The sequence below is a fragment of the Rhodococcus sp. SJ-3 genome, assembly GCF_051918125.1.
GTDB lineage: Bacteria > Actinomycetota > Actinomycetes > Mycobacteriales > Mycobacteriaceae > Rhodococcus.
Map to the genome: position 1 here is coordinate 3,223,504 of NZ_CM123306.1, position 24,152 is coordinate 3,247,655.

Below are 24,152 nucleotides of genomic sequence, written 5' to 3' on the forward strand. Positions count from 1 at the left end.
GTCTTCAACCACATGCTCCTGATGTGGCCATTCGACCCGTGGGCAGCCCAGTCGACAGATCCCTACGCAGCGACTACCCGCTATAGGCTCTCACTGCAGCGGCAGAATCATCAGCTGCATGCCACAGCTCCGGGCAACCAGGACACCACCCCACACCTACAGATCCAGGGAGGGTGCATGACAACGATATCGACCACCACAGATCTTCCGCTCTCTGCCGAGCGCGCCCGGCAGCTGGCCGCGATTCCCGAGGTGATGCAGTTCGTCCTCGCGCCGGTGTTGACCTTCGCGATGGACGAGGCCCCGCCGCCGGATGTCTCTGTGACCCCCGGCTTTTGCGCGCGTGGCCGGGTGAAGTGGTTGGGCGTCATCCCGACCTGGACTCACGAGATCCGCGTTGTCCGTCTCGACGATCTCGAGATCTACACGCATGAGCGTGGCGGCCCGGTACGGAGGTGGAACCATCGGTTGTCTTTCCTCCCGCTGGACGAGACGACGTGCCGTTACACCGACGAGGTCGAGGTCGAGGAGGGGCTTCGTGGGTGGGGGACGGCGTTGTTCGCCCGGGTGATCTTTCGGCATCGACATCGCCGGTGGCGGCTGCTCGCGTCCGTACTCGCAGCCGAACGGGATCGACATGTGCACGATGATGGTGAGGTGATCTCGCCGGGCGGAAACCCCGTGACGAGCTGAGTCACGACGCGAGGTCGCATGGAGGTTCAGATCTCCGGCCAGTGATGTTCCAATCCCATGAGGATGAACTCGATCTTGGTGTCCACCACACCCCGCTCACGCCAGGATTCGCGTGGTTCGATGAGCGATTCGCTGCCCACGGCTTCCTTCACGCGATCGAAGCCGGTGGTGCCGCTGTCGTCGACAGTCCGCATCGACTCCACACCGAGATGACAGGCAAAGACGGTGTCTCCGATGAAGTCGAGTGCGAACAGGGCCTGCTTGTCGGTCTTGTCGTGCGCCGCCAGGGCTCGGGCATACGCAGCGATGACCCCCTCGATGCGGGTGAAGGCGGAGGCATAGCTGTAGACCACCCGGCTGAGTCCGGGAAAGTCGTCACACACCCGCCAGCATTCGTCCGCCCAGAGTTGAAGCATCGTGTGCCAGTCCGCTGCGTCATCGTCGGGCACCCGGATTCCGGCAGCAATGTGGTCGAGGCAGGCCACGACGATCTCCTCGCGCGACGCGAACAGACGATACAGCGCCGTGGTCGCCACGCCGAGGCGACGACCCACGGCAGACAGCGTGAAGCGGTCGAGGCCCTCACCGAGGGCCGCATCGATGACGTCCTGCTCGGTGAAAGCCGGCTTCCGCCCGGCCTTCTTGCTCAGCAGGACCGGTGAGCCCGCGTTCGTGCCATCGACATGGTCCATGCCATAAGGCTAGTGGGCCAGCTGCCAGCCCTGCGCCTCCTCGAGCCGACGCCAGAACTGAGAGTATGTGCCTCCGGCAGCCAGCAGTTCCTCGTGCGTCCCCTGGCTCTCGATCCGACCTTGGGCATCGAGCGCGACAATCTTGTCGGCTCCCATGATCGTGGCGAGCCGATGGGCGATGACGACGACGGTCGACTCTTCGCGCAGTCTCTCGATTGCCGCGACGATGTTCGCTTCGTTCTCGACATCGAGAGCCGATGTCGCCTCGTCGAGCAGGACGATCGGTGCCTTCTTGAGCAGGGCCCGCGCGATGGCCACTCGTTGGCGCTCTCCGCCGGAGATGCCCCGGCCACCTTCTCCGACCCGTGTGTGCCAGCCGTCGGGTAGCCGCTCGGCTATCTCCGTGACGCCGGCGAGGTCAGCAGCCTCCCGGATCTCCGCCTCCGTCGCCTCTTTCCGACCCACCGCGACGTTGGCCTCGAGTGTGTCGTCGAACAGATAGACATCCTGGAACACCATCGACAGCTGGCCCATCAGTTGCTCGGAAGTCTGTTCGGCCACGGGGAGACCGCCCACCAGTACCCGGCCCTCGTCGGCGTCGTAGAAGCGGCAGAGAAGCCGCGCGATGGTCGTCTTGCCGCTGCCCGACGGACCGACGAGAGCCACCATCGAACCGGGGGACACCGTCATCGAGACATTGCGCACCGCCGGTGAGGAATCGGGTGAGTAGGAGAAGGTGACGTCGTCGAGTTCCAATCTGCCCGGTGAGGGCAGTGTCCCGGGGTTGCCGGGCTCGGGCAGGGCCTGCGCCGTGAGTACGTCGTCGAGCGCGTCGAGCAGCGGTCGTCGCGACTCCAGACCCATCGCGCTCTCGGTGATCGCCGACAGCGTCGAGGTGAAGCGCAGTGCGAGACCGATGAATGCCAGTGCCGGGATCGGTTGCAGTGCACCGTCGGTGGCGAGCGATCCGGTTACGGTGATCAGCACCACGACCACGCCCTGGGTGACCATTCCGCTGAGAAGCATCCCGATCGTCTCGAGCCACAGCCCGCGCTTCTTGGCCGAATACGCACCCTCGAGCGCGTACCCCAGCGGCGCGTAGTCGTCGGTGCGGGCACAAGAGCGGATGGCGCCCTGGCACTGTGCGTACTCCACAACCCGGTTTGCCAACGTGGCTTCCTTCGGCTCGTGTATCGACCTGCCCTTGCGCATCAGTGCCGTCGACACCAAGGTGATGAGGACGAACACCGGCACCGCAGCGGTGAGGATCAGACCGAGCGCGGGGTCCCAGAACCACGCGGCGACGATGATCACGATTGCTGCCGTACTGCGCGAGACGAGCGGCCCGAACATGTGGGCAAAGATCTCGCCCGCCGACATCAGCTCGGACGACACCATTCGGGACAGTGCCCCCGCCAGCGGCCGTGCGAACCACCCGAGGGGCTGCTTGGCGACCTGATCACCGACCAGACGATGGAAGCTTCGTAGGAAGTCGAGCGCGACGTCGTAATTGGCCTTGCTGGCCCAGTAGTTGAGCAGGAAGCTGGCCACCGACAGGCCGCCGAGCACCCACAGCCAGCCGGCAAGTCCCAGCCCCCAGACGGCATCGTCCTCTGCCAGTGCGCTGATGGTGGGGAGGAGAGCCGCGAGCGCGAAACCTTCGACCAGGCCCACGATCACGCTGGCGGCGATGGCAGGCCGCATGTGCTCCGGGTGTGAGATCATGCGCTGCATCCGGGGGACGATATCGATCAGCGGAAGTTTCATCGGTGGGTTCCTTCGCGGTCGTTGCCGCCGGCGGGGCCGGCTTCGGGGAGACGCGTCTCGGCCCCGGTCACTCGCCACAAGCGCGCATATTCGGGGTGGCTGAGCAACTCCTCATGGGTCCCGATGGCCGACACACGACCGGAATCGATCACGACGATCCGATCGACCCCTTTGATGACCTCGGGACGATGGGCGATCACCAGAACGGTCCTGCCCCGGACAAGGGTGGACAGGGCTTGTTGGATGTGGTGCTCGGACTCGGGATCCGTGAGGGCGGTAGCTTCGTCGAGGATCAGGATCGGGGCGTCGACGAGCAGCGCTCGGGCGATCGCGATGCGTTGCGCCTGCCCGCCGGACAGCCCCGAATCCGTGCCGTAGATGGTGTCGAAGCCGTCCGGGAGGGCCTCGATGTCGTCGAGAATCCGGGCGGCTGCCGCCGCTTCCCGAACCTGCGTGTCGGTGGCATCCTGCCGGCCCAACACGATGTTGTCGCGGATGCTGATGCCGAGCAATTGGGGATCCTGCAGGACGAAGCCGACATGGGAATACAGATCGGTGATCCGGTCGAGCGGTACGCCACCGATTCGGATGGTCCCCGACCGAGGATCGTCGAAGCGGGCGAGCAACGTGGCTATCGTCGATTTGCCCGACCCGGAGGGGCCGATGAGTGCGGTGACAGTCCCTTGCCGAAGGGTGAACGTGACGTCATCGACGGCGAGTGCCGCATCGGGACCGGAACCGTAGGTGTAGCTGACGCGGTCGAATACGACTTCGTGGGAGCGGAGTTCGTGACCATCTGCATCGTCGGAGTGCGACAGGATCGGGGCGTTCACCAGATCGACGAGCCGCAGCGCGGCGCCCCCTGCCATCTGCTGGGCCCACATCGAATTCATCAGGCTCTCGAGTGCGTACGGGATCAGGAGCGCGATGAGCGAGGTGGCGAGTACGTCGGCGGTTCCGACAACGTCGTGATGGACGAGTACAGCACCGACGCCGATGTTGATGAGCAACACCAACGGCACGGCAAGAACTGACGTCCCGAGGGCGGAGACTCGAATCAGTGGTGTGACCCAGGCCAGGTAGAAGTCGTAGAAGTCATCGGCGGCCTCCTGATAACTGCGGTGGGCACGTCCCACGCGTCCGAATGCCTTGACAACCGATATGCCGGTGACGAATTCGACCATCCGCGCCGACACGGTGGACAGTCGCTGATCCATCTCCGCGGTCTTCTCGCCCATGCCGCGCATCGATCCGGCCATCGCCGCGGCATAGAGCGGGATCGTCGCGATTGCCAGCAGTCCCAGGCGCCAGTCGATGATGAAGGCATAGACCATCAACGCCAGAGGCATCACCATCGCGTTGGTTCCGTCGACAGGCTGATGGGCGATGAGGTGATGAATGGTTCCGATATCGTCCTGCAGCGCTTTGCGTACGCGTCCGGAGTTGGTGGACGTGAACCACGCGAGGGGAGTACGGGAGAACCGTCTTACCAGACGGAGTTGGATGAGGTGGCCGAGCTTGATGTCGGCGAAGTGGGTGACGAGCAAGGCGGTGAAGTAGATGACCAGTCGGAGCCCGAAGGTGACGAGGAGAACCCGAATCCACATCCCGACCTCGTCGCCGTCGACGGGAGCGTTCGAGTTGTGTGCACTGAGCAGCAGGTCACCGATGCGCACCAAGGCGATATAGGGGACCACCGCGAAGATTCCTGACACTGCCGCGAGGATCCGGCCGACGGTCAGGCGCGCCGACACCGGACTCATCAGCTCTTTCAGCGCGCGGGCACCTGCCTTCTGTTGATCCTTCTGTTCGTGGGCGGAGTCGGATTTCCGTCGCTGGTCCTCTGAGGGGGGATCGGTAGCAGGTGCGGTGGTCGTCATGGCACTCCTGGGCGTCGGGCAAACCGGCTGTCATCGGTAGCCAGGGGCAATTAGGTTAGGTTTGCCAAAACTATTTATGAATGGCGTTCACTTTAGGGCGCACGCCTGCAGGACGCAAGGGTGAAGTTCATGTACATCCATTGCGCGGCAACGCACTGACATCCGGTCCCGGCAACAATGACGCACCGGCTGTGATGCGCGATCGCGCACACACCACAGCCGGGTCGATCGAACTATGCGACAGCGAGCTCGTTCGGCTGGTCCGGGAGCTCGGTGGATTTCACGATCACACCGGTGGTGAGATCGACGGCGTGAATGGTATTGCTCGCAGGTTCGGTGACATATCCGATATCGCCGTCGACCACGAGGGCCGGGTGCGGGTTCTGCCACTCGTCCGGCCCTTCCCACGGTGCGATCACGGGGTACTGGCCCCTCATCTCACCGTTGGCAGGGTCCATGACATAGATGGATCCGTCGGTTGCGAGAACGTAGGCCTGGTCGTTCGGTCCGCGAGCGATGCCGCGCCAGGTGTACTCGATACCGTCGGGCAACTCGATCGCTTCGTACGTGTGCGCTTCGGTGTCGATCAAGGTCACCATGTTCAACAGGTAGCCCTCGGCGTCGGGGTCGTCCTTGTAGTCGCCGACGATGAGCGGGCTCGTTTCCGATACGTAGGCGTTGCCCATCCGTCCGTATTCGTCAGGAGCGGTGAGCTTCTCGAACGCGCCGTCGTGGTAGAGCAGAGCTCCGTCCTCGCAACCGAAGACCACAGCCTCATCGGTTGCTGTTCCTTCCCCGTGGACGCCGGGGCACTCTTCGCTTCGCGCCACCTCGTTCGAATCCGTGTCGAGTGCCCGCACACCGGTACGGCCGTCGGCGTTGCCGATGGTCGTGAGTAGCGTGCCGTCCTCGAGGACGATCGACACCCCGTGGTGGGCTTCATCGCCGGGAACCATCCGGGTCGAAGGCAACTCGTTGTTGTTCGTCAGCAGCGCGTCGGTGTCGAACACGACGGTGTTGCTGGTGCCGTCGTCGTAGAGGACGGTTTTGCCATGGTGGCGGACGACGTGCGCCGGAGTCTCGGCCTCGAAGACGAGATCGGTCAGTTCCGGTGTGGCGGTGTCGAGTACCTGGAAACCGCCGGTGGTCGTCACGAGAAGATGGCGGCCGTCGCCGACTGCGTTGAGCCGGGTGAACTCTTCGGAGTCGAACTCGCCGAGAATCTCGAGGGTGTCCCCATCGAGTACTACCAGCCCGTTCTCGATCGCGACCGCAATGCCTCCATCGGTCGAGGCGTCAGCGGAGGGCGAAACGGTGGTCGGGTCGGTTACCGTCTGCTCATCCGATCCGCTACATGCGGTGGCCAGCAATGCGGCGCCGACTGCAGCCGCAATTGCTCCTTTTCCGGGCACATGTCGTAGTCTCATCGATCTTCCTCTCGGTATACGGTTATCAGGGAGAGAGCCCGGCGGTGATGCGCTCGGTGTTGGCGCGCATCATCTCCAGGTAGGTTTCGGCGCCTTGTCCGGGTTCTGTGAGCGACTCCGTGAACAGTTCGATCACGTCCACGTCGACGCCGGCTTCGTCGGCGAGGACCTGGACCAGGCGGTCGGGTTGTGACGATTCGGCGAAGATCGCCGGTACACCGGATTCGACGATGGCGGAAGAAAGTTCGCGCAGGTCGCTCGCGCTGGGCGACGCGAGCGTCGTACCTCCGGGGATGATCGCGCCCACGATGCGGAAGTCGAATCGTTCAGCAAGATAACCGAAAACGTGATGATTGGTCACCAGGTTGCGCCGGTCCTCGGGGACGGAATCGAACGCCGCGGTCATCTCTTTCTCGAGTTCAGCGAGTTCCTCGCGGTAGCGTTCGGCGTTCTCGTCGATCGCCGCCTTGTCGATGCCGTCGATCGATACCAGCGCGTTTTCCAGTGCGTCCACAACGTCGCGCATGCGCGCGGGATCGGTCCAGAAGTGAGGGTCGGGTGTACCTTCGTTCTCCTCGGAGTACGCGAGAACGTCGATGGTGTTACCTGCGACGAACGTGTCCACGCCCGCATCTGCTGCCCGATCGAGGTGCTGCTGCAGCCCTTCTTCGAGGCCGATCCCGTTCGATACCACCAGATCGGCTCGACTCAGAAGGCTTGCTTCCTGTGCTGAGATCTCGAAGGAGTGCGGATCTGCATTGGGTTTCATGAGCGTGGTGACCTCGGCGGCATCACCCACCACATTCTCCACGACGTCCCCGAGAATGTTGGTGGTCACGACGACCGTCGGCCGGTCCTCGTTCTCGCTTGTGCTTCCGCAGCCTACGAGAGTGAGCATCCCTGCCAACGCCGCACCGACCAGACGGGTTCGTCGCATCATCGCCCCGTCTCCGCGAAAAAGACGGGAGTGGTAGGTGTTTCGAGAGTCCGGGCAAGCCGCGCGTTGTCGGCATAGGCGATCTCGTAGACGACGCCTTCCGCCGGAGCATTGATGTATGCACGCTGCCGGTCGACTGTCAGTTCGACGCTCTCGAGCAGTGCGGGGTCTGCGATGCTCCGAGGCAACAGTGGCTCTGTGGCCGCGACTTCATCACCCGAACTGCCGTCGTACACCCGAACGCGGCCACTTCGATCGAGGGCGACGATATGCTCGTCCGCATCATCGGCGGCCGACACCCGGAGGAGCGGCTCGGTGGTCGGGATCAGCTGCCAGGTGCGGGCACGGGTGTCGAGTAGCCAGATGCCCTCGTCGCCGGCCCGTGCGGCGACACTCGGGCGCCCTTTACGATTGTCGAACTCCACTGCGGGCGTGTGAGTCCCTTCCGGGTAGGGGAGGTGCTCGAATGTCACGTCCCCGTCTTCCGCTGTCGCGAGCAGAGCGCCGGTGGCGCACCCGATCACGACTCCGACCCGGGTGGTGATGGTGCCCTGTGCGTCGGGACATTCGACGCTCTTCCCGTCGACGGGTGTCCCATCGGCACGATGGAAACGCACTTCCGTGGCCTGTCCTCGATCTCCTGCGTGGGTGATCAGGGCCCCGCCCCCGAGGGGGACGGCAAGTCCCGGATGTGGCCCGGTGCCGATCCGGAACAATTCGCGTATCTCCCCTTGCGAGAGAGCCGCGTTGTCCAACAACACCGCCTCACCGGTGAGAGGGAAGAAGAGACCGGTACCACCGATGGTCGACGTGTTCGATGTCGAAACCGACGGTATGCCTTCACCGGTGACGTTCCCGAGCAACTTCGGGGCCGCCCGGTAGTAGTGGAAGTGGTCTACGTGATCCCAGGTCCACACACCACTGTCGACGATGTCGACTCCTTGTTGCGTCGTCGCAAACAAGTATCGCCCGTCGGATGCGACAGCAGACGGTGCGGAGATGGTGCCCAGCTCCGTGGTGGTGTCGTCGAGAAGATCGAGCATGCCGACTGCACCCGCGGCGTCGATGCTCACCAGGTGCAGCGGCGGTTCGGCAACCTCCTCCGCTCCTGCAATCGCGCCGTGGCCGTCACCGGTGGATCGATCGGCCTCCGGTATCGGCGGGGTCGAATCGGCGGACTGGGTTGCGCAGGACGACAGCGCGATAGTTGCGGTCGCGGCAAGTGCGGTCAGAATCCCGCGTCGTAACATTGTGTGCTTTCTGATCGACAATTGTTCAGGTCAACGGTTTTCGGCGCAGATCGAGACCGGCGGTTCATCTCCGGTATCTCCGAACTCCTCGGTCGGGTGCACGTCACGGTCGTGGCGATGACGGAAACGATTGCGGGTACTGCGAGTGATCGCGGATGTCAGGGCCAGGCAGATGGCGCAGAACGCGATCGATGCGCCGGCGGCAGTTCCGAAGTGCCATGAGGTGAGCAGACCGGAGGTGACGGCCGCGAATCCGAACACCGTGGCGAGGAGCATCGTCGAGGGAATGCGTCCGGTCCACTGGTGGGCCGCGACGACCGGGCCGAGCAACAGGGCCACTACGAGGAGCGTTCCGACCGCCTGGTACGACGCGACCACGGCGAGGGTGACGAGTGCGACCAGCATCACCTGTGCGAGCTGAGGGCGGAGACCGAGGGTGTGGGCGATGCGCGGATCGAACGCGGATGCCACGAAGGGACGGTGGAACTTGGTTGCGATACCGAGTGTGATCATGAGTGCGCTTGCGAGGGTGACGATCTCCGCAGTCCGGATCGCGAGGATGTCACCGAACAGAATGGTCGTCGCATCGGTGGCGAAGCTACGTGAATGAGAGACGATGATGATGCCACTCGAGAGCATCGCGACGAACAACAGGCCGATGGTCGTGTCATAGGACAGGCGGCCTCGCCGTTGCAGGGCACCGATCGCGGCGCTCATGGCTCCGGCGCTGATCGCTCCGCCCGCCAGCACGGGCAGACCCAGGACTGTGGCCAAGGCAACCCCGGGCAGCATTCCGTGGCCGATCGCTTCACCGAGAAAAGCCATGCCGCGGATGACTACCCAGGTGCCTACGACACCGCAGATCGCTGCGACGAGGGCACCTCCCAGAAGGGCGCGGACCATGAAGTCGGTGGTGAAGGGATCGCTGAGCCAGGACACGGGTCAGGAGCGTAACTGGTAATGACAACGATTACCAATTGCTATAGTCGCATGAATGAAGACTTCGACCTCCGTATTGACGGCGCGATCCCTGAGCTATGCCTACGACGGACGCGATGTTCTGCACGGTGTCTCCGTGACGCTCCGTCGTGGAACCGTGACAGCAATCGCGGGCCCCAACGGCTCGGGTAAGTCGACTCTCATCGAGTTGCTGGCGGGAGTTCGAACTCCCCGCTTCGGAAAGATCTCACGATGCGGCGCGGTGGCGCTCGTCGTCCAACGGCCATCCGTCCCCGACACCCTGCCGGTGACCGTCTTCGATGTCGTCACCATGGGAACCTGGGCACGACGGCTGGACCGCCGGAGTACCCGCAGCGCGGTCGTCGAGGCCATCGAGAAAGTGGACCTCACGGGATTCGAGAAACAACCACTCGCGGCACTCTCCGGCGGGCAACGGCAGCGGGCCCTCCTTGCGCAAGGAATCGTGCAAGAGGCACCGATCCTGCTCCTCGACGAACCCGCCGCAGGGCTGGATTCGGCCAGTCGCCGACGCACACGCGAGATCCTCGCCGAGTATGCGACCCGTTGCGGAGCGGCAGTGGCTTGCGTGACCCACGATGACGAATCCATCGCCGCCGCAGATCGCGTGCTTCGACTCGAGTCCGGACGCGCAGTGGTGCGCTGAAGCGAGTGACCGGTCGTCGCAATCGATGCTCGGGGCCGCGTTCGTGTGACGCCCCGTCAGGGCTGGTAGTCAGGGTATTTCGTGTGCAGTTCGAGATAGCCGGCGACGTTCGCCTCGAGCCAGTCGTCGCCGTCGCCGGGGGTTCGGCCGTCGCAGACCGCATCGCCTTCGATGCAGACTCGTTGGACGGGGATCTCACCGAATTCGCTGCGCGCGCCACCGAGCGTCACGCCGGGGACGATGGGGCCGGGGAACAACGTCTCGACGCCCCGGGTGTCTCGGGGATCCGAGTACAGGATGCCGCTGATCCGGGACGGCGGGACTGATCCGTCCTCCGCGATCTCGGCGAGGACGTCGCCGGCAATGGAGGCGCCCTGCGAGTAGCCGAGAATCAACAGATCAGCGTCGGGGCAGGTGCTGTGCCGGGCGGCGATGGTCTCGCGGAGTCGCTCATGCCCGATCTGCTTGGATCTGTCGTAGGCGATGGCGCCGTCGTCGTCCAAGCCGTCGCCGTCGTCGTGCGAACCGGTACTGGGCATTGGTACGACCACCGCGGGGTAACGGATGTGTTCGACAACGGTGCCCGGGCCACGATGACGGTCGGAGATCTCTGCGAGTGGCGAATCCGGGTCGATCGAGTCCGGAGTGCTGAAGCCCTTGGTGCCGTCGACCGCGAGGACGTAGCGGTCGGGGCACGGACTCGTATCGTCGGCAGCAGCGGTGGGGGCGGTGACCAGCACGGCGCCTGCGGTGGTGATCAGTCCGGCGGCGAGCATGCAGAGAAGACGAGTGTGGGTACGAGTGGTCCGGGGCATGCGCGGTTCTCCTGGTCGGCCCCCGACAGGCGATGATCGAAGTCGATACTAGCGAACTCCGGGTCCGCGGTCCTGTCTACTTTGTCGCTTTTGCAGTGAAGGTGATCACACCGCGTCAGACGGTAGCCCTGTCATCCGCAGGGTGAGGTTCAGCCGGCCCCGTGCTATTCCGAGACCTGGCCCGCAGGAGTTCGGAAATACCGACGGCACACCGTGATACGCAAACCTCGACGGTCCGCCGAACACGAACAGATCCCCGGACTCGAGCCGGATGTCGGTGTAGGGCCGGCCTCGCGTCTCACAATTTCCGAATCGGAAGACGCATGAATCGCCGAGGCTCAAGGACACGATCGGTTCGGCGACGCGTTCGTCCTTGTCCTGATGCATCCCCATTCGCGCGTCGGCGTCGTAGAAGTTGATCAGGGCTGTGTCCGGCTCGTAGTCGTCGGCAGGGCGGGAGTACGCGTCGGCGACCGCTCGGCGACCGAGGTCGGCGAGCCATCGGGGGAGAGGTGCGACGGGCGCGTCATCGACATCCACCGCCCTGCGGGTGTAGCGGTACGGAGACCAATGCCACCCCAGGCAGACCGTCTGCACCGACATCACTCCGCCTCCGGGGAGGGCGGTGTGTCGCATCGGTGCCGGACCCCGCGCCCAGTTGCGGCATGCCTCGACCAGCCGGCGCTGCGCGTCGCGGTTCAGCCACTCGGGCACGTGCACTGCCCCGGGGGCGACCTCGCGACGTGCACGGGGGATGGGCAGCGGTTCGTTCACTGTCGCGGCTCCTCGATGCTTTTGTCGTCCGGGGCGGTCGGCTGTTATCCGCCGATCACGTATAAATACAGAATGCCGAGCTCCGACATCGACGACACCTTCGACGACTCTCCTCCGTCGATGGCACCGTCGTCGTTGTTGCGCGACCTTCCGGTCACCGAGCGGGGGCTGCGGACGCGGTCGTCGTTGATCGCCGCTGCCCGGACGGTATTCGAGAGTGCGGGTTACCTCGACACCAGGCTCGTCGACATCACCAAGCACGCGAAGTGTTCCGCGGGCACGTTCTACACCTACTTCTCGAGCAAGGAAGAGATCTTCGCGGCGGTGCTCGAACTGGCGCAGGAGGACATGCTGCATCCGGGCATGCCACGCGTGGCCGACGAGGATGATCCGGCGGCGGTCGTGGAGGCGAGCAACCGGGCTTATCTCGAAGCGTATCGACGCAACGCGAAGCTGATGGGTCTGCTCGAGCAGGTCTCGCACATCGACCCGGTTTTTCGTGAGCTGCGTCAGAAACGCGGCGACGCCTTCATCCGGCGCAATGCACGCAGCATCGCGCATCTGCAGGACCGCGGCCTCGCTGATCGCGAGGTCGACGCGCTCCTGGCATCGAGGGCCCTCTCCGGCATGATCAGCCGACTTGCCTTCTCCCACTTCGTCATCAACGAGGACGAGTCCGCGAACATGGACGAGCTCGTGTATACCGCGACTCGACTGTGGGTCAACGCGCTGCGGATCCCTCAAGGCGACTGATCGTTCCGGATTCGGCGTGGTCCGTCGTAGCATGCGGGCATGACGACGACACGCATCGCCGCACTTGCGGTCCTCGCTGCTGCGGCCTGTGGTGCATGTAGCCAGCAAGAAGTATCCGTGACCCGTAACGGCACCGCGGTGCCTGCGGTCGCTGTCCCGGTATCGGCGCAAGATGTCGACCCGTGCGCCGCAATTTCTCCCGAGACGCTCGATGCGGTGGGCGCGGGCGATGCGATGCCGCGTGAGTTGCTCGCCGAACCCGGGTGTGAGTGGTCCGGGGTGAACTCCTACATCACTCCTGACGCGACGCTGTGGGTCTCCGGCAGATCTGAGCCCGACGATGTGTGGGAGCGCACGACCGTTGCGGGTACCGAGGTCGAGATCTGGACTCTCACGCCGGAGATGGGCCGATACATTGCGCGATTCGACGACCTCACTCTCTCCCTGAACTACAAGCGAGCTCGAAGTGAGATTCCCGCAGGCGAAGCGCTAAATCTTCTGATGGCAGACGTATTGCGCGCGTACGGTCGCGTCGAATAGCAACTGTGGTCCCGTTGCCTCGTTCGCGGGGCGGGGCGCCGCGAACGGTTGAAGTTGACGCCGTATTCAACTTATAGTGCGGTGGACGAGGTGTACGGCTGCGGGGAGGACGAAGTGGACGTTGCTGGGAAGGTCGCCATCGTGACCGGCGGAGGCAGCGGGATCGGTGACGCCCTGGCTGCCCGGCTCGTGTACACAGGTGCCCGCGTTGTCGTGGTCGACCTCGATGTCTCCGCCGCGGAGCGCACGGTTGCGCGCATCGACGCCGAACATCCCGGCGGTGCCGTCGCGGTCGGTGCCGACGCCTCCGATGCCGACGCGATCGCGCGGGTCATCGGGATCGCAGAGAGCCGCTTCGGGCCGGTCGATCTGTACTTCGCGAACGCCGGCATCACCGGCATGCACGGACTCGACCTCGACGAAGACCAGTGGGAGAACGTCTTCGACGTCAACCTCCGGGCGCACATCCGTGCGGCGAAACTACTCGTCCCGGGATGGGCCGAGCGTGGCGAAGGCTACTTCGTGAGCACCGCGTCCGCGGCAGGCCTGCTCACCCAGATCGGTGCGGCAGGATATTCCGTCACCAAGCACGCTGCCGTCGGATTCGCAGAATGGCTGTCGGTGACCTACGGCGACCAGGGCGTCCGCGTCAGCTGTATCTGTCCGATGGGTGTCAACACGCCGCTGCTCTACTCCGGCAGCAATTCCGGTGAGTCACTCGGCGACCTCGGAACTCGCGCCGTGACGTCCTCCGCAGCGGTGCTCGAACCCGCGGATGTCGCCGAGATCGTGCTCGACGGCATCCGCGACGAGCGGTTCCTGATCCTTCCTCACCCGGAGGTACTCCAGATGTACCGGAACAAGGGTGCCGATTACGACCGGTGGCTGCGCGGAATGCGGCGCTACCAACGGTCCCTGATGTCCGAATCCTGATCGACTCTCGAGGAGTTTGCCGTGTCTTTGTTCGACCTGTCACCGCGCGCCGAGAAATATCGGGCGGATCTGCTGGAATTCATGGAGTCCCACGTCTACCCGGCCGAGGCCGTCTATCACCGTCAGATGGAAGAAGCCGGCGATCCGCACTTCCACCCGCCCATCATGGAGGAACTCAAGACGGAAGCGCGCTCGCGCGGGCTGTGGAACCTCTTCCATCCGCATCCCGAGTGGGGCCCAGGGCTCACCAATCTCGAGTATGCGCCCCTCGCGGAGATCATGGGCCGGAGCCCATTGGCGTCGGAGGCCTGCAACTGCGCCGCACCGGACACCGGCAACATGGAGGTGTTCACACTATTCGGAACAGAGGAACACAAAGAGAAGTACCTGAAGCCGTTGCTCGACGGCACTATTCGCTCGGCCTTCGCGATGACCGAGCCCGACGTCGCGAGTTCGGATGCCACCAACATCGAGATGTCGATGGTTCGTGACGGCGACGACTACGTCCTCAACGGGCGTAAATGGTTCGCATCCAACGCGATGCACAAGAACTGCAAGGTGCTCATCGTGATGGGCAAGACCGACCCCACCGCGGCCCCTCACAGGCAGCAGTCGATGATGGTCGTCCCCATCGACGCCCCCGGTGTCACCGTGGTGCGCAACCTGCCGGTCTTCGGCTACCACGACCGCGAAGGCCACGCCGAGATCCTGTTCGAGGATGTGCGCGTGCCGTCGAAAGATGTTCTCGCGGGCGAAGGCGAAGGCTTCGCGATCAGCCAGGCGCGTCTCGGGCCCGGGCGCATCCACCACTGCATGCGCGCGATCGGCGTGTCCGAACGCGCCCTCGAACTGCTGTGCCGACGTGCACAATCGCGCGTCACATTCGGCAAGCCCGTCGCCGACAACGCCAACATCCAGGACTGGATCGCCGAGGCCCGCATCGAGATCGAGATGATCCGCCTTCTGACCCTCAAGACCGCGTACCTGATGGATACCGTCGGCAACAAGGAAGCGCGCACCGAGATCGCGGCGATCAAGGTCGCCGGACCGAATATTGCACTGAAGATCGTCGACCGGGCGATCCAGGTCCACGGTGGTGGCGGAGTCACCGACGACTTCCCACTCGCCATGGCGTACGCGCATCTGCGCACACTGCGTTTGGCCGACGGTCCCGACGAGGTGCACAAGCGCGCGATCGCCAAGCAGGAACTGCGCAAGTACCGAGACCTGCGGCCCACGTCATGACGGGGTTCGATCTGACGGGCAAGACCGCGATCGTCACCGGCGGCTCCCGCGGTATCGGACTGGAGACTGCCCGTGGTCTCGCACAGGCGGGAGCGAACGTCGTCGTGACCTCACGCAGCCAGGAATCGGCGGATGCCGCCGCGGCCGACATCGGCCCGGCTGCGCTCGGTGTGGGAGCGCATGCCGTCGACGACAATGCTGCGCGGCGATGCATCGACATCACCCTCGAGAAGTTCGGCCGCATAGACATTCTCGTCAACAACGCCGGCACCAACCCGTCGTACGGCCCGCTGGCCGACCAGGACCACGCGCGGTTCGCGAAGACCTTCGACGTGAACGTGTGGGGCCCGGTGTTGTGGTCGTCGTTGGTGGTGAAAGCGTGGATGGGTGATCACGGCGGCAGCATCGTCAACACCGCGTCGATCGGCGGAATGAAGTTCGAAGCGAACATCGGGGTGTACAACGCGTCGAAGGCCGCACTGATCCACCTCACAAAGCAGCTCGCGCTCGAGCTGTCGCCGATGGTCCGCGTCAATGCCGTCGCACCCGGTGTCGTGAGAACCAAGCTGGCCGAAGCACTGTGGAAGGACCACGAGCCCCGGGTCGCGGCCTCCACGCCGCTCGGGCGCATCGGTGAACCTGTCGACGTCGCCTCGGCTGTGCATTATCTCGTCTCCGATGCGGCGCAGTGGATCACCGGTGAGGTGATGGTGATCGACGGTGGCCGGTTGCTCGGCAACGCGCAGTCGTTCCGGCAGGGAAGTGCACGCGATGTCTGACACCGTGGTGGTCGGGATCGAGACCGAAGCGGTCACGACGTGGGTCGCAGGCATCGTGCCGGAGTTCGCGGGGCCGCTGACATTCGAGCGGATCGGGCTGGGACAATCCAACCTGACCTACCTGATCAGCGACGCATCCGGGCGGCGGTGGGTGCTGCGACGGCCGCCCCTGGGTACGCTGCTCGCTTCCGCACACGATGTTGCGCGGGAAGCCCGGATCCTTTCGGCCCTCGAGCACTCGGCCGTTCCGGTACCGCGCGTGCTTGCGGTGACCGACAACCCGGCGGTCTCCGATGCGCCGCTCGTCCTGATGGAATTCGTCGACGGGCTCGTCGTCGACCGGATGGCCGTGGCCGAGGAACTCACACCCGGGCAGCGACGGGCGATCGGGATCCGCCTGCCGCGGACACTCGCGGCGATCCACGCCGTCGACCTTGCCGAGGTGGGATTGGCGGATCTCGCGAGCCACAAGCCTTACGCCCTGCGCCAGCTCAACCGGTGGTCGGGCCAATGGGAACGCTCGAAGACGCGAGAGATACCCGACCTCGACGACCTCACCCGACGGTTGCTGGCCAACATCCCGGAGCAGCGGGAAGTGACCCTCGTGCACGGCGACTTCCACCTGCGGAACCTCATCACCGCACCGCAGAACGGTGACGTGCGAGCTGTCCTCGACTGGGAGTTGTCCACACTCGGAGAACCCTTGGCGGACATGGGAAGCATGCTCGCGTATTGGAGTGAACCGGGTGAGCGCACCGCGGGCGACTTTCCGGCCACACAACTGGACGGCTTCCCGAGCCGGACCGAACTCGTGGAGATGTATCTTGCCGAGACCGGTCGCGACCCCGCCGCACTGAAGTTCTGGCATGCGCTCGGGTTGTGGAAGGTGGCCATCATCGCCGAAGGCGTGATGAGACGCGCACTCGACGACCCACGCAACAAGGCAGCCGCGAGCACCCCGACCGTGGAGCGCATCGACGCACTCGTCGGCGCCGCCATGGCGGTGGCCGCGGATGCCGGTATCTGACCGACCGAACACCAACGAAGTAGAGGCTGTGATTTCGTGAAAGCGTGGCGTGTACACGAACTCGGTGAGCCGCGAGACGTTCTCAGGTACGAGGACATCGACGAACCGGTGGCCGGGCCCGGCCAGTTGCTCGTACGAACGTTGGCAGCACCCGCCAACTTTCCCGACGTGCTGTTGTGTCGGGGAAAATACCAGCTCAGGCCTGCGCTGCCATTCACTCCGGGCGTCGAACTGTGCGGTGAGGTGATCTCCGCAGGTGAGGGTGCCGCCCGTTACTCCGTAGGCGACAGGGTGATCGGGAACCCGAATCTGCCACTCGGCTCGTTCGCCGAGTACACCGTGATGGACGAGGTGAACGCCTTCGCTGCGCCGGTGTCGCTCGACGATGCCGAGGCATCCGCGCTGTTCATCGGATACCAGACCGCGTGGTTCGCGCTACACCGCCGAACGCAGCTGCGCGAGGGCGAAACGCTTCTCGTGCACGCGGCTGCGGGCGGCGTCGGCAGTGCTGCGATACAACTCGGGAAGGCGGCCGGTGCGCGCGTCATCGGTGTGGTGGGCGGACCGGAGAAGGCCGAGTACTGCAAACGCCTCGGCGCTGATCTCGTGATCGACCGGCACACAGATGATTTCGTGGCAAAGGTCAAGGAGTTCACCGGAGGTAGGGGCGCTGACGTCGTGTTCGATCCCGTCGGCGGCGACGCCTACGCGGGCTCGACGAAGTGCATCGCGTTCGAGGGACGGATCGTCATCATCGGGTTCGCAGGCGGAACCATCCCTACTCCGGGCCTCAATCACGCACTGATCAAGAATTATTCGATCATCGGACTGCACTGGGGCCTGTACAAGGAGTACGACCGTGCGGTCATCGAACAGTGCCACAGCGAACTCACGGCGCTCACCACCTCCGGGGCGATAGCACCTCTCGTCAGTGAGCGGTTGTCGTTGTCGGAGGTTGCGGACGGAATCGCGCGGCTGGGTGAGGGAACGACCGTGGGCAGGGTTGTGTTCGTTCCGTAGCTGCACGCCGGGATCCAGTATCGGCCGGCGGTGGGAGAACCGCCGGCCGATACTGTCATCTCGTCAGTTCTTGACGTATCTGATGCCGAGCGTGAGCACGATGGCGAGGACGCACATGACTACGAGCATGGCGCACACGGCTCCCAGTGCTGCCACCGTCGGTGTCGATGATCCGGGGACTACGAGGGAAGCGAGCAGCACTGTCGTAATCGACGTGCCCACCGCCATCGCGGCGGTGCGCACGACCGACTGGCTTCCGGTGATCTCGCTGGTGTTGTGCTCGGGGACGAACTCGACCAGCAGGTTCGGCAGTGCCGTGTATGCGAAGGCCGTCGCGATGGACACGGTGATGACCAGCGCGGTCATACCGACCACGGAACCGCGGAAGACGAAGAATGCGCCAGAGGCGATCATGAACAGGGTGGTGCCGAGCAGCAACGACGATCGAGCGCCGACTGCTGCAGCAATCTTGCCTGCGAGCGGAGTGAAGAGCATTCCGATCATTGCGCCGATGAACGAGAGCATCCCGGCGTGGGTGGCCGACAGGCCGAGTCCGAACGGCGCGGTGTCCGGGGTCTGCATGATGATCGGGATGAGCATCGTCGTCACGCCGATCGGGCCGACTCCAAGCGCGATCGTGGCGAGCATGGTGAACGCGACGTTGCGCTCGGCGAGCAACCGGAGGTTGATGATCGGGGATTTGCGGGCGAGTTCCCAGCGCACCCACCAGGCGAAGATCGCGATACCGACCACGAGTAGGCCGAGCACGCGGGTATCTCCCCACCCCCAGGACTTGCCTTGGGTGAGGGCCAGGAGGATGGCGGTCACCGAGATGGCGAGGCCGATCGCGCCGACGAAATCGACCTGCTGACGTTCGGCGTCGCGATGACGCCACGGCAGCACGGCCTCGACAAGGACGACGCAGCCGATGGCATAGATTGCGGTGACGACGAACATGTACCGCCAGTCGCCGAGATCGATGATCAGGCCTGCGACCAGGAGCGAGGCGGCACCGGCGGCGACTGCGGATCCGGAGATCAGCGCGATGGCCATCGGTACCTTCTTCGCCGGGAGGTGTTCACGGGCGAGTCCGATGCACAGCGGCAGGATCGCACCGGCGACACCCTGGATTGCGCGACCGATGACGACGGCCCACAGCGACCCGAATGCCATGCTGATGATCGATCCGACTGCTGCGCAGATCAGGACGACGATGAGAACGCGCTCTCGGCCGTACATGTCGCCGAGGCGTCCGCATACTGCCGCGGATGCGGCTGCAACCAGCAGGAATGAGGTAACGGTCCATCCCACAGCAGATGAGTCTGCTGCGAACACCTGAGTGAAGGTCGGAAGTGCGGCGTACATCATCGACGTCTCGAATGCGCTGATGATCTCAACTGCGATAAGAACGGAGACGATCACCCAGACCGGCCGGGTCCGTTCGAATCGTTTCTCTGAGCGGGTTGATGCGGGGCGGCCGGGTATCACCGATGTACTCATTCGAGCTCCTGAATCCTGGGGACTTCGAGGAGAACGGTATGGCTGTGCGCGTGGTCACATCGACCGGATACCGGTGAGTGGGACACTCTTGCGGGCAGGGGTCAGGTCTGTGTTCCCGGCTCGTCGTCCCTGGTGATCGCCCTGGTCAGTGAATCTGCGACGAATCGGGTGAGTTCTGCGTGATCGAGGTCGGTTGCCCAGTTGTGCACGATTGTGTCGGACACGCCTTGGAGGGCGGACAGGACGAAGGGGAGCATGGAGGGTTCGTCCCGCAGGACGCGACCTTCGGATGCCGCTGCCTGCGTGAGTGCGCGGTGAAGTTCGGTGTTGTACTCCCGTGCGGTCCGTCGCACCTGACGGACCGATTCGCGTTCGGTGCGGTCGTCGCCTTCGATGTCGCGCCAGGTTGCGGTGAAGCGTCCGACGCGGCCCCACTGCTTGGTGGACTCGGGGATCACCGCGGCGAGCAGGGCGGCGACTCCTCGGTCGCGAGGAAGAGTTGCGACGAACGACCGGGATTCGATCTGGCTCTCGTTGAGCAGTGAGGTGAAGATGTCCTGCTTGTCGGTGAAGTACTGGTAGATCAACCCGACGCTGGTTCCGGAGCGCTTCGCGATCGAGCGGATGGTCAGCGCCGAGTACCCGCCCTCGTCGAGCAGGGCTGCGGCCGCATCGAGGGTGCGGCGACGTCGGGCCGCCGCATCTCCGTAGATCGATTTGCTGCTCGATTCGCCCATCGTCACACCGTAGCCGGGGTGCGGTGATTGCCGATGCCCGCATCGGCGTGGTGTTGCCGAATGAGATCGAACATTGTTCGAAATGGGATTGAACAATGTTCGTTCTGTGGCTAGAGTCTCATTCATGGACCACGGCGCCGGCTCGGCGACACAATCGATTCATCCCTCCCGGAATGCCGGCGACGCGCCCGCTGCTTCTGAATTAGCCACTGCGGCAGGGGAGTTGCTCCTCGACCTCCGGCGCGATCTCGAGGTTGCGGACGCGGATCCGGATCAGCTCCGACGGTTGGGGGACCTGCGGAGTCACAACTACCTCACCCTCGCACTGGCGGAGAGGTTTCCCGACGACTCGGTGCTCTCGGAAGAGGGCGCCGACGATCGTGCGCGGCTCGGAGCGGATCGCGTCTGGATCGTCGACCCGCTCGACGGCACCCGCGAGTTCGGCGAGCACGGCCGCACCGACTGGGCCGTGCATGTCGCCCTTGTCGAGAACGGACTGCTGACGGTCGGAGCGGTCGCGATGCCCGCTCTCGGGGTGACCTACTCGACGGGCGATACTCCAGCGACCCTCTCGCCGTTACCGCGAACTCCCCGCGTGGCCGTGTCCCGCACCCGCAAACCGGAGCCCGTCCTCGCCCTCGCGCGTGCGCTGGGTGGGGAACTCGTGGAGATGGGATCGGCCGGCGCGAAAGCCATGGCCGTCGTGCGCGGCGAGGTCGACATCTATGCCCACACCGGAGGCCAGTTCGAGTGGGATTCGGCGGCACCCGTAGCGGTTGCTCGTGCCGCGGGTCTGCACGTTTCACGGATCGACGGCTCCGAACCCCGCTACAACCAGAAGGACCCCTGGATGCCCGACATGTTGATCTGCCGCCCCGAGTTGGCCGACGCAGCATTGGAGGTGCTGCGGCGATGAGCAGTCCCACCCTCGGTAAGAACCTGACACACCTGGAGCGTCTCGAGGCCGAGAGCATCCACATCATGCGGGAAGCAGTCGCCGAGAGCGAGAACCCAGTGATGCTGTACTCGGTCGGCAAGGACAGCGCCGTGATGCTGCACCTGGCCCGCAAAGCGTTCTACCCGTCACGTCTGCCCTTCCCGCTGCTCCACGTCGACACCACATGGAAGTTTCGCGAGATGTACAAGCTGCGTGACGAGACCGCTGCCGCAGGAGATCTCGACCTGGTCGTCTACCAGAACCCGGAATGTGTCGAGAGGGGCATCAACCCGTTCACGCACGGTTCGGCGACCCACACCGACATGTGGAAGACCGAAGGCCTCAAGCAGGCGCTCGACCTATACAAGTTCGACGCCGCGTTCGGTGGAGCCCGCCGCGACGAGGAGAAGTCCCGCGCCAAGGAGCGCGTCTTCTCGATCCGCTCCGCCGAGCACCGCTGGGATCCGAAACAGCAGCGGCCCGAGCTGTGGCGAATGTACAACGTCCGCAAATCGCCCGGTGAATCCCTGCGGGTCTTCCCCCTGTCGAACTGGACCGAACTCGATGTGTGGGAATACATCAGGCAGGAGAACATCCCGATCGTTCCGCTCTATTTCGCGGCGAAGCGACCCGTCGTCGAGCGCGACGGCACACTGATCATGGTCGACGACGACCGGATGCCGCTGCTGCCCGGCGAGGTTCCCGAGCTCAAGAGCGTGCGCTTCCGCACCCTCGGTTGCTACCCGCTCACCGGCGCTGTCGAATCCACGGCCGAGACGTTGACCGACATCATCCAGGAAATGTTGCTGACCACCACCTCTGAGCGCCAGGGTCGCGTGATCGACCACGACTCCAGTGCCTCGATGGAGAAGAAGAAGCAGGAAGGGTACTTCTGATGACTCAGCCTTCGGAGCTGATTGCCGACGACATCGAGCAGTACCTCGCGCGGCACGCGAGCAAGTCCATGCTTCGCTTCATCACGTGCGGTAGCGTCGACGACGGCAAGTCCACCCTGATCGGCCGCCTGCTCTACGAGTCGAAACTGGTCTTCGAGGATCAGCTTTCCGCGCTCGAAGCGGACTCACGCAAGGTCGGCACCCAGGGCGAGGGCCTCGATTTCGCCTTACTCGTCGACGGCTTGGCCGCCGAACGCGAACAGGGCATCACGATCGACGTCGCATACCGCTACTTCTCGACCGAGCAGCGCAAGTTCGTTGTTGCGGACACCCCGGGCCACGAGCAGTACACCCGCAACATGGTGACCGGGGCTTCCACCGCCGACCTCGCGGTAATTCTCATCGACGCCCGCAAGGGTGTACTGACCCAGACCCGTCGGCACTCGTACCTCGTCTCGCTCCTCGGTATCCGCCACGTGGTGATCGCTGTCAACAAACTTGACCTGGTCGATTATTCGCAGGACGTCTTCGACGACATCGTGGGCGAATACACGAGTTTCGCGAACGAGATCGGACTCGGTGGCGTCGTCGCGATCCCCATGTCGGCGTATGTCGGGGACAATCTCACCGAACGCAGCTCCAACACGCCGTGGTATCAGGGGCCGACGCTGATCGATCACCTCGAGGACGTCGAGATCGACGACGACCTGCGCACCGGACCGTTCCGCATGCCGGTGCAGTGGGTCAACCGCCCCAACCTCGACTTCCGCGGCTTCTCCGGCCAGATCGTCGGCGGAACGGTGCGTCCGGGCGACCGGCTGCGAGTTCTCCCCAGCGGCAAGGAGTCCACCGTCGCGCGAATCGTCACCATGGACGGCGACCTCGACGCGGCCGTCGCCGGGCAGTCGGTCACCATCACCCTCTCCGACGAGATCGATGTCAGCCGTGGAGATGTGCTTGCCGGCGCGGAGGTGCTGCCCGGTGTGGCCGACCAGTTCGAGGCGCATGTGGTGTGGATGGGCGAACACGAAATGCTGCCCGAGCGTCCCTATGTGTGTCAGATCGGGACAATGACCGTGCAGGCCCGCATCACCAAACCCAAGTACAAGGTCAACGTCAACACTCTCGAGAAGACCGCGACGAACACGCTTGCGCTCAATGAGATCGGTGTGTGCAACATCAGCTTCGACCGGCCGGTGCCGTTCGACGCCTACGCTGCGAACCGTGACACCGGCGGGTTCATCCTGATCGACCGGCTCACCAACACCACGGTCGGTGCCGGCATGATCGCGCACTCGCTGCGACGGTCCGACAATATCCACTGGCAGGCCGTGGACGTCGACGGTGATGCCCGCAGGGCGCTCAACGGCCACGGATCACAGGTGCTGTGGTTCACCGGCCTGTCCGGATCGGGCAAGTCGACCATCGCCAACGAACTCGAGCGCAAGTTGTATGCGTTGGGCTGTCATACCTATCTCCTCGACGGCGACAACATCCGGCACGGACTCGGCCGCGACCTTGGGTTCACCGAGGCAGACCGGGTGGAGAACATCAGACGTGTCACGGAGGTGGCCAGGCTGATGGCGGATGCCGGCCTGATCGTCCTTGCGTCGTTCATCTCTCCGTTCCGTGCCGACCGCGACGCGGCACGCGATGTGATCGGCGCGGACCAGTTCTGCGAGGTGTTCGTCGACACCCCGATCGACGTTGCCGAGCAGCGGGATCCCAAGGGCCTCTACAAGAAGGCGCGACGCGGTGATCTGATCAACTTCACCGGGGTCGATTCCCCGTACGAGCCGCCGGAACATCCCGACCTCAGGGTCGACACGACCGCGACCTCGCCCGCGGACGCGAGCGAGCAGATCATCGAGCTTCTGCGCAGCCGCGGCACGATTGCCTGAATCAGTTCCCGAATATCACCCGTCA

The 24,152-nt window shown here is 64.4% G+C and carries 23 protein-coding genes; 12 read left to right on the forward strand and 11 right to left on the reverse strand.

Going from position 1 to position 24,152, the window contains the following annotated elements:
• Positions 1 to 177 precede the first annotated feature (177 nt).
• Positions 178 to 693 carry a hypothetical protein gene (locus ACTDXD_RS14950; protein ID WP_440123114.1) on the forward strand — a complete coding sequence of 172 codons (516 nt, stop codon included), beginning with the start codon at positions 178 to 180 and terminating at the stop codon, positions 691 to 693.
• Positions 694 to 719: 26 nt separating this feature from the next.
• Here the strand turns inward: ACTDXD_RS14950 and ACTDXD_RS14955 are convergent, their stop codons facing one another.
• From ACTDXD_RS14955 to aztB, 7 genes are all read right to left on the reverse strand, one after another.
• A complete protein-coding gene (locus ACTDXD_RS14955; protein ID WP_440123115.1) occupies positions 720 to 1,385 on the reverse strand; it encodes a TetR/AcrR family transcriptional regulator in 666 nt (221 codons plus the stop codon).
• A gap of 9 nt (positions 1,386 to 1,394) precedes the next feature.
• Positions 1,395 to 3,152, reverse strand: a complete 1,758-nt coding sequence (locus tag ACTDXD_RS14960; RefSeq protein WP_440123116.1) for an ABC transporter ATP-binding protein — start codon at positions 3,150 to 3,152, stop codon at positions 1,395 to 1,397.
• Positions 3,149 to 5,032, reverse strand: coding sequence for an ABC transporter ATP-binding protein (locus ACTDXD_RS14965; protein ID WP_440123117.1), 1,884 nt, complete (start codon positions 5,030 to 5,032; stop codon positions 3,149 to 3,151). The genes ACTDXD_RS14960 and ACTDXD_RS14965 overlap by 4 nt, the downstream gene beginning before the upstream one ends.
• A 233-nt stretch (positions 5,033 to 5,265) precedes the next feature.
• Complete coding sequence (gene aztD / locus ACTDXD_RS14970; protein WP_440123118.1) at positions 5,266 to 6,459, reverse strand: zinc metallochaperone AztD; 1,194 nt, start codon at positions 6,457 to 6,459, stop codon at positions 5,266 to 5,268.
• 25 nt (positions 6,460 to 6,484) lie between these two features.
• Positions 6,485 to 7,399 (reverse strand): zinc ABC transporter substrate-binding protein AztC, encoded by a 915-nt coding sequence (gene aztC / locus ACTDXD_RS14975; protein WP_440123119.1) that lies wholly within the window; start codon positions 7,397 to 7,399, stop codon positions 6,485 to 6,487.
• Entirely contained in the window at positions 7,396 to 8,646 is a 1,251-nt protein-coding gene (locus tag ACTDXD_RS14980) for an ABC transporter (RefSeq protein WP_440123120.1), read from the reverse strand. The genes aztC and ACTDXD_RS14980 overlap by 4 nt, the downstream gene beginning before the upstream one ends.
• Positions 8,647 to 8,676: 30 nt before the next feature.
• Positions 8,677 to 9,585, reverse strand: a complete 909-nt coding sequence (aztB, locus tag ACTDXD_RS14985; protein WP_440123121.1) for a zinc ABC transporter permease AztB — start codon at positions 9,583 to 9,585, stop codon at positions 8,677 to 8,679.
• Positions 9,586 to 9,640: 55 nt separating this feature from the next.
• Between aztB and aztA the strand changes: the two genes are divergently transcribed.
• On the forward strand, positions 9,641 to 10,270 hold the full coding sequence (aztA, locus tag ACTDXD_RS14990) for a zinc ABC transporter ATP-binding protein AztA (RefSeq protein WP_440123122.1): 630 nt from the start codon (positions 9,641 to 9,643) through the stop codon (positions 10,268 to 10,270).
• Between the two features lie 56 nt (positions 10,271 to 10,326).
• Here the strand turns inward: aztA and ACTDXD_RS14995 are convergent, their stop codons facing one another.
• Both ACTDXD_RS14995 and ACTDXD_RS15000 read right to left on the reverse strand, forming a co-directional pair.
• Positions 10,327 to 11,085: a cutinase family protein gene (locus tag ACTDXD_RS14995; protein WP_440123123.1), complete on the reverse strand. Its 759-nt coding sequence runs from the start codon at positions 11,083 to 11,085 to the stop codon at positions 10,327 to 10,329.
• 105 nt (positions 11,086 to 11,190) lie between these two features.
• Positions 11,191 to 11,859 carry an alpha-ketoglutarate-dependent dioxygenase AlkB family protein gene (locus tag ACTDXD_RS15000; protein ID WP_440123124.1) on the reverse strand — a complete coding sequence of 223 codons (669 nt, stop codon included), beginning with the start codon at positions 11,857 to 11,859 and terminating at the stop codon, positions 11,191 to 11,193.
• A 72-nt stretch (positions 11,860 to 11,931) separates the two neighbouring features.
• On the opposite strand from ACTDXD_RS15000, the gene ACTDXD_RS15005 reads away from it, so the two are divergent.
• The 7 genes from ACTDXD_RS15005 to ACTDXD_RS15035 all read left to right on the forward strand — a co-directional run bounded on the left by ACTDXD_RS15005 (position 11,932) and on the right by ACTDXD_RS15035 (position 18,156).
• Positions 11,932 to 12,612 (forward strand): TetR/AcrR family transcriptional regulator, encoded by a 681-nt coding sequence (locus ACTDXD_RS15005; protein WP_440123125.1) that lies wholly within the window; start codon positions 11,932 to 11,934, stop codon positions 12,610 to 12,612.
• Between the two features lie 39 nt (positions 12,613 to 12,651).
• A complete protein-coding gene (locus tag ACTDXD_RS15010; RefSeq protein ID WP_440123126.1) occupies positions 12,652 to 13,152 on the forward strand; it encodes a hypothetical protein in 501 nt (166 codons plus the stop codon).
• Between the two features lie 114 nt (positions 13,153 to 13,266).
• Positions 13,267 to 14,085 (forward strand): SDR family oxidoreductase, encoded by an 819-nt coding sequence (locus ACTDXD_RS15015; protein WP_440127656.1) that lies wholly within the window; start codon positions 13,267 to 13,269, stop codon positions 14,083 to 14,085.
• 21 nt (positions 14,086 to 14,106) lie between these two features.
• Positions 14,107 to 15,330: an acyl-CoA dehydrogenase family protein gene (locus tag ACTDXD_RS15020; RefSeq protein WP_440123127.1), complete on the forward strand. Its 1,224-nt coding sequence runs from the start codon at positions 14,107 to 14,109 to the stop codon at positions 15,328 to 15,330.
• Positions 15,327 to 16,109: an SDR family oxidoreductase gene (locus tag ACTDXD_RS15025; RefSeq protein WP_440123128.1), complete on the forward strand. Its 783-nt coding sequence runs from the start codon at positions 15,327 to 15,329 to the stop codon at positions 16,107 to 16,109. The genes ACTDXD_RS15020 and ACTDXD_RS15025 overlap by 4 nt, the downstream gene beginning before the upstream one ends.
• On the forward strand, positions 16,102 to 17,136 hold the full coding sequence (locus ACTDXD_RS15030) for a phosphotransferase family protein (protein ID WP_440123129.1): 1,035 nt from the start codon (positions 16,102 to 16,104) through the stop codon (positions 17,134 to 17,136). Before ACTDXD_RS15025 ends, ACTDXD_RS15030 begins: the two co-directional genes overlap by 8 nt.
• A gap of 36 nt (positions 17,137 to 17,172) precedes the next feature.
• Positions 17,173 to 18,156: an NADPH:quinone oxidoreductase family protein gene (locus tag ACTDXD_RS15035; RefSeq protein ID WP_440123130.1), complete on the forward strand. Its 984-nt coding sequence runs from the start codon at positions 17,173 to 17,175 to the stop codon at positions 18,154 to 18,156.
• Positions 18,157 to 18,219: 63 nt separating this feature from the next.
• On the opposite strand, the gene ACTDXD_RS15040 is transcribed toward ACTDXD_RS15035, so the two are convergent.
• Together ACTDXD_RS15040 and ACTDXD_RS15045 are read right to left on the reverse strand one after the other, a co-directional pair.
• Positions 18,220 to 19,656, reverse strand: a complete 1,437-nt coding sequence (locus ACTDXD_RS15040; protein ID WP_440123131.1) for an MFS transporter — start codon at positions 19,654 to 19,656, stop codon at positions 18,220 to 18,222.
• 101 nt (positions 19,657 to 19,757) lie between these two features.
• Entirely contained in the window at positions 19,758 to 20,393 is a 636-nt protein-coding gene (locus ACTDXD_RS15045; protein WP_440123132.1) for a TetR/AcrR family transcriptional regulator, read from the reverse strand.
• A gap of 124 nt (positions 20,394 to 20,517) precedes the next feature.
• Here ACTDXD_RS15045 and ACTDXD_RS15050 point away from each other — a divergent pair, with 124 nt between their 5' ends.
• Genes ACTDXD_RS15050 through cysN form a run of 3 tightly spaced genes read left to right on the forward strand, consistent with a single transcriptional unit; the run spans position 20,518 to position 24,127 of the window.
• Positions 20,518 to 21,309: a 3'(2'),5'-bisphosphate nucleotidase CysQ gene (locus ACTDXD_RS15050; RefSeq protein WP_440123133.1), complete on the forward strand. Its 792-nt coding sequence runs from the start codon at positions 20,518 to 20,520 to the stop codon at positions 21,307 to 21,309.
• Positions 21,306 to 22,226 (forward strand): sulfate adenylyltransferase subunit CysD, encoded by a 921-nt coding sequence (gene cysD / locus ACTDXD_RS15055; RefSeq protein WP_440123134.1) that lies wholly within the window; start codon positions 21,306 to 21,308, stop codon positions 22,224 to 22,226. The genes ACTDXD_RS15050 and cysD overlap by 4 nt, the downstream gene beginning before the upstream one ends.
• On the forward strand, positions 22,226 to 24,127 hold the full coding sequence (gene cysN, locus ACTDXD_RS15060; protein WP_440123135.1) for a sulfate adenylyltransferase subunit CysN: 1,902 nt from the start codon (positions 22,226 to 22,228) through the stop codon (positions 24,125 to 24,127). The genes cysD and cysN overlap by 1 nt, the downstream gene beginning before the upstream one ends.
• Positions 24,128 to 24,152: the final 25 nt, after the last annotated feature.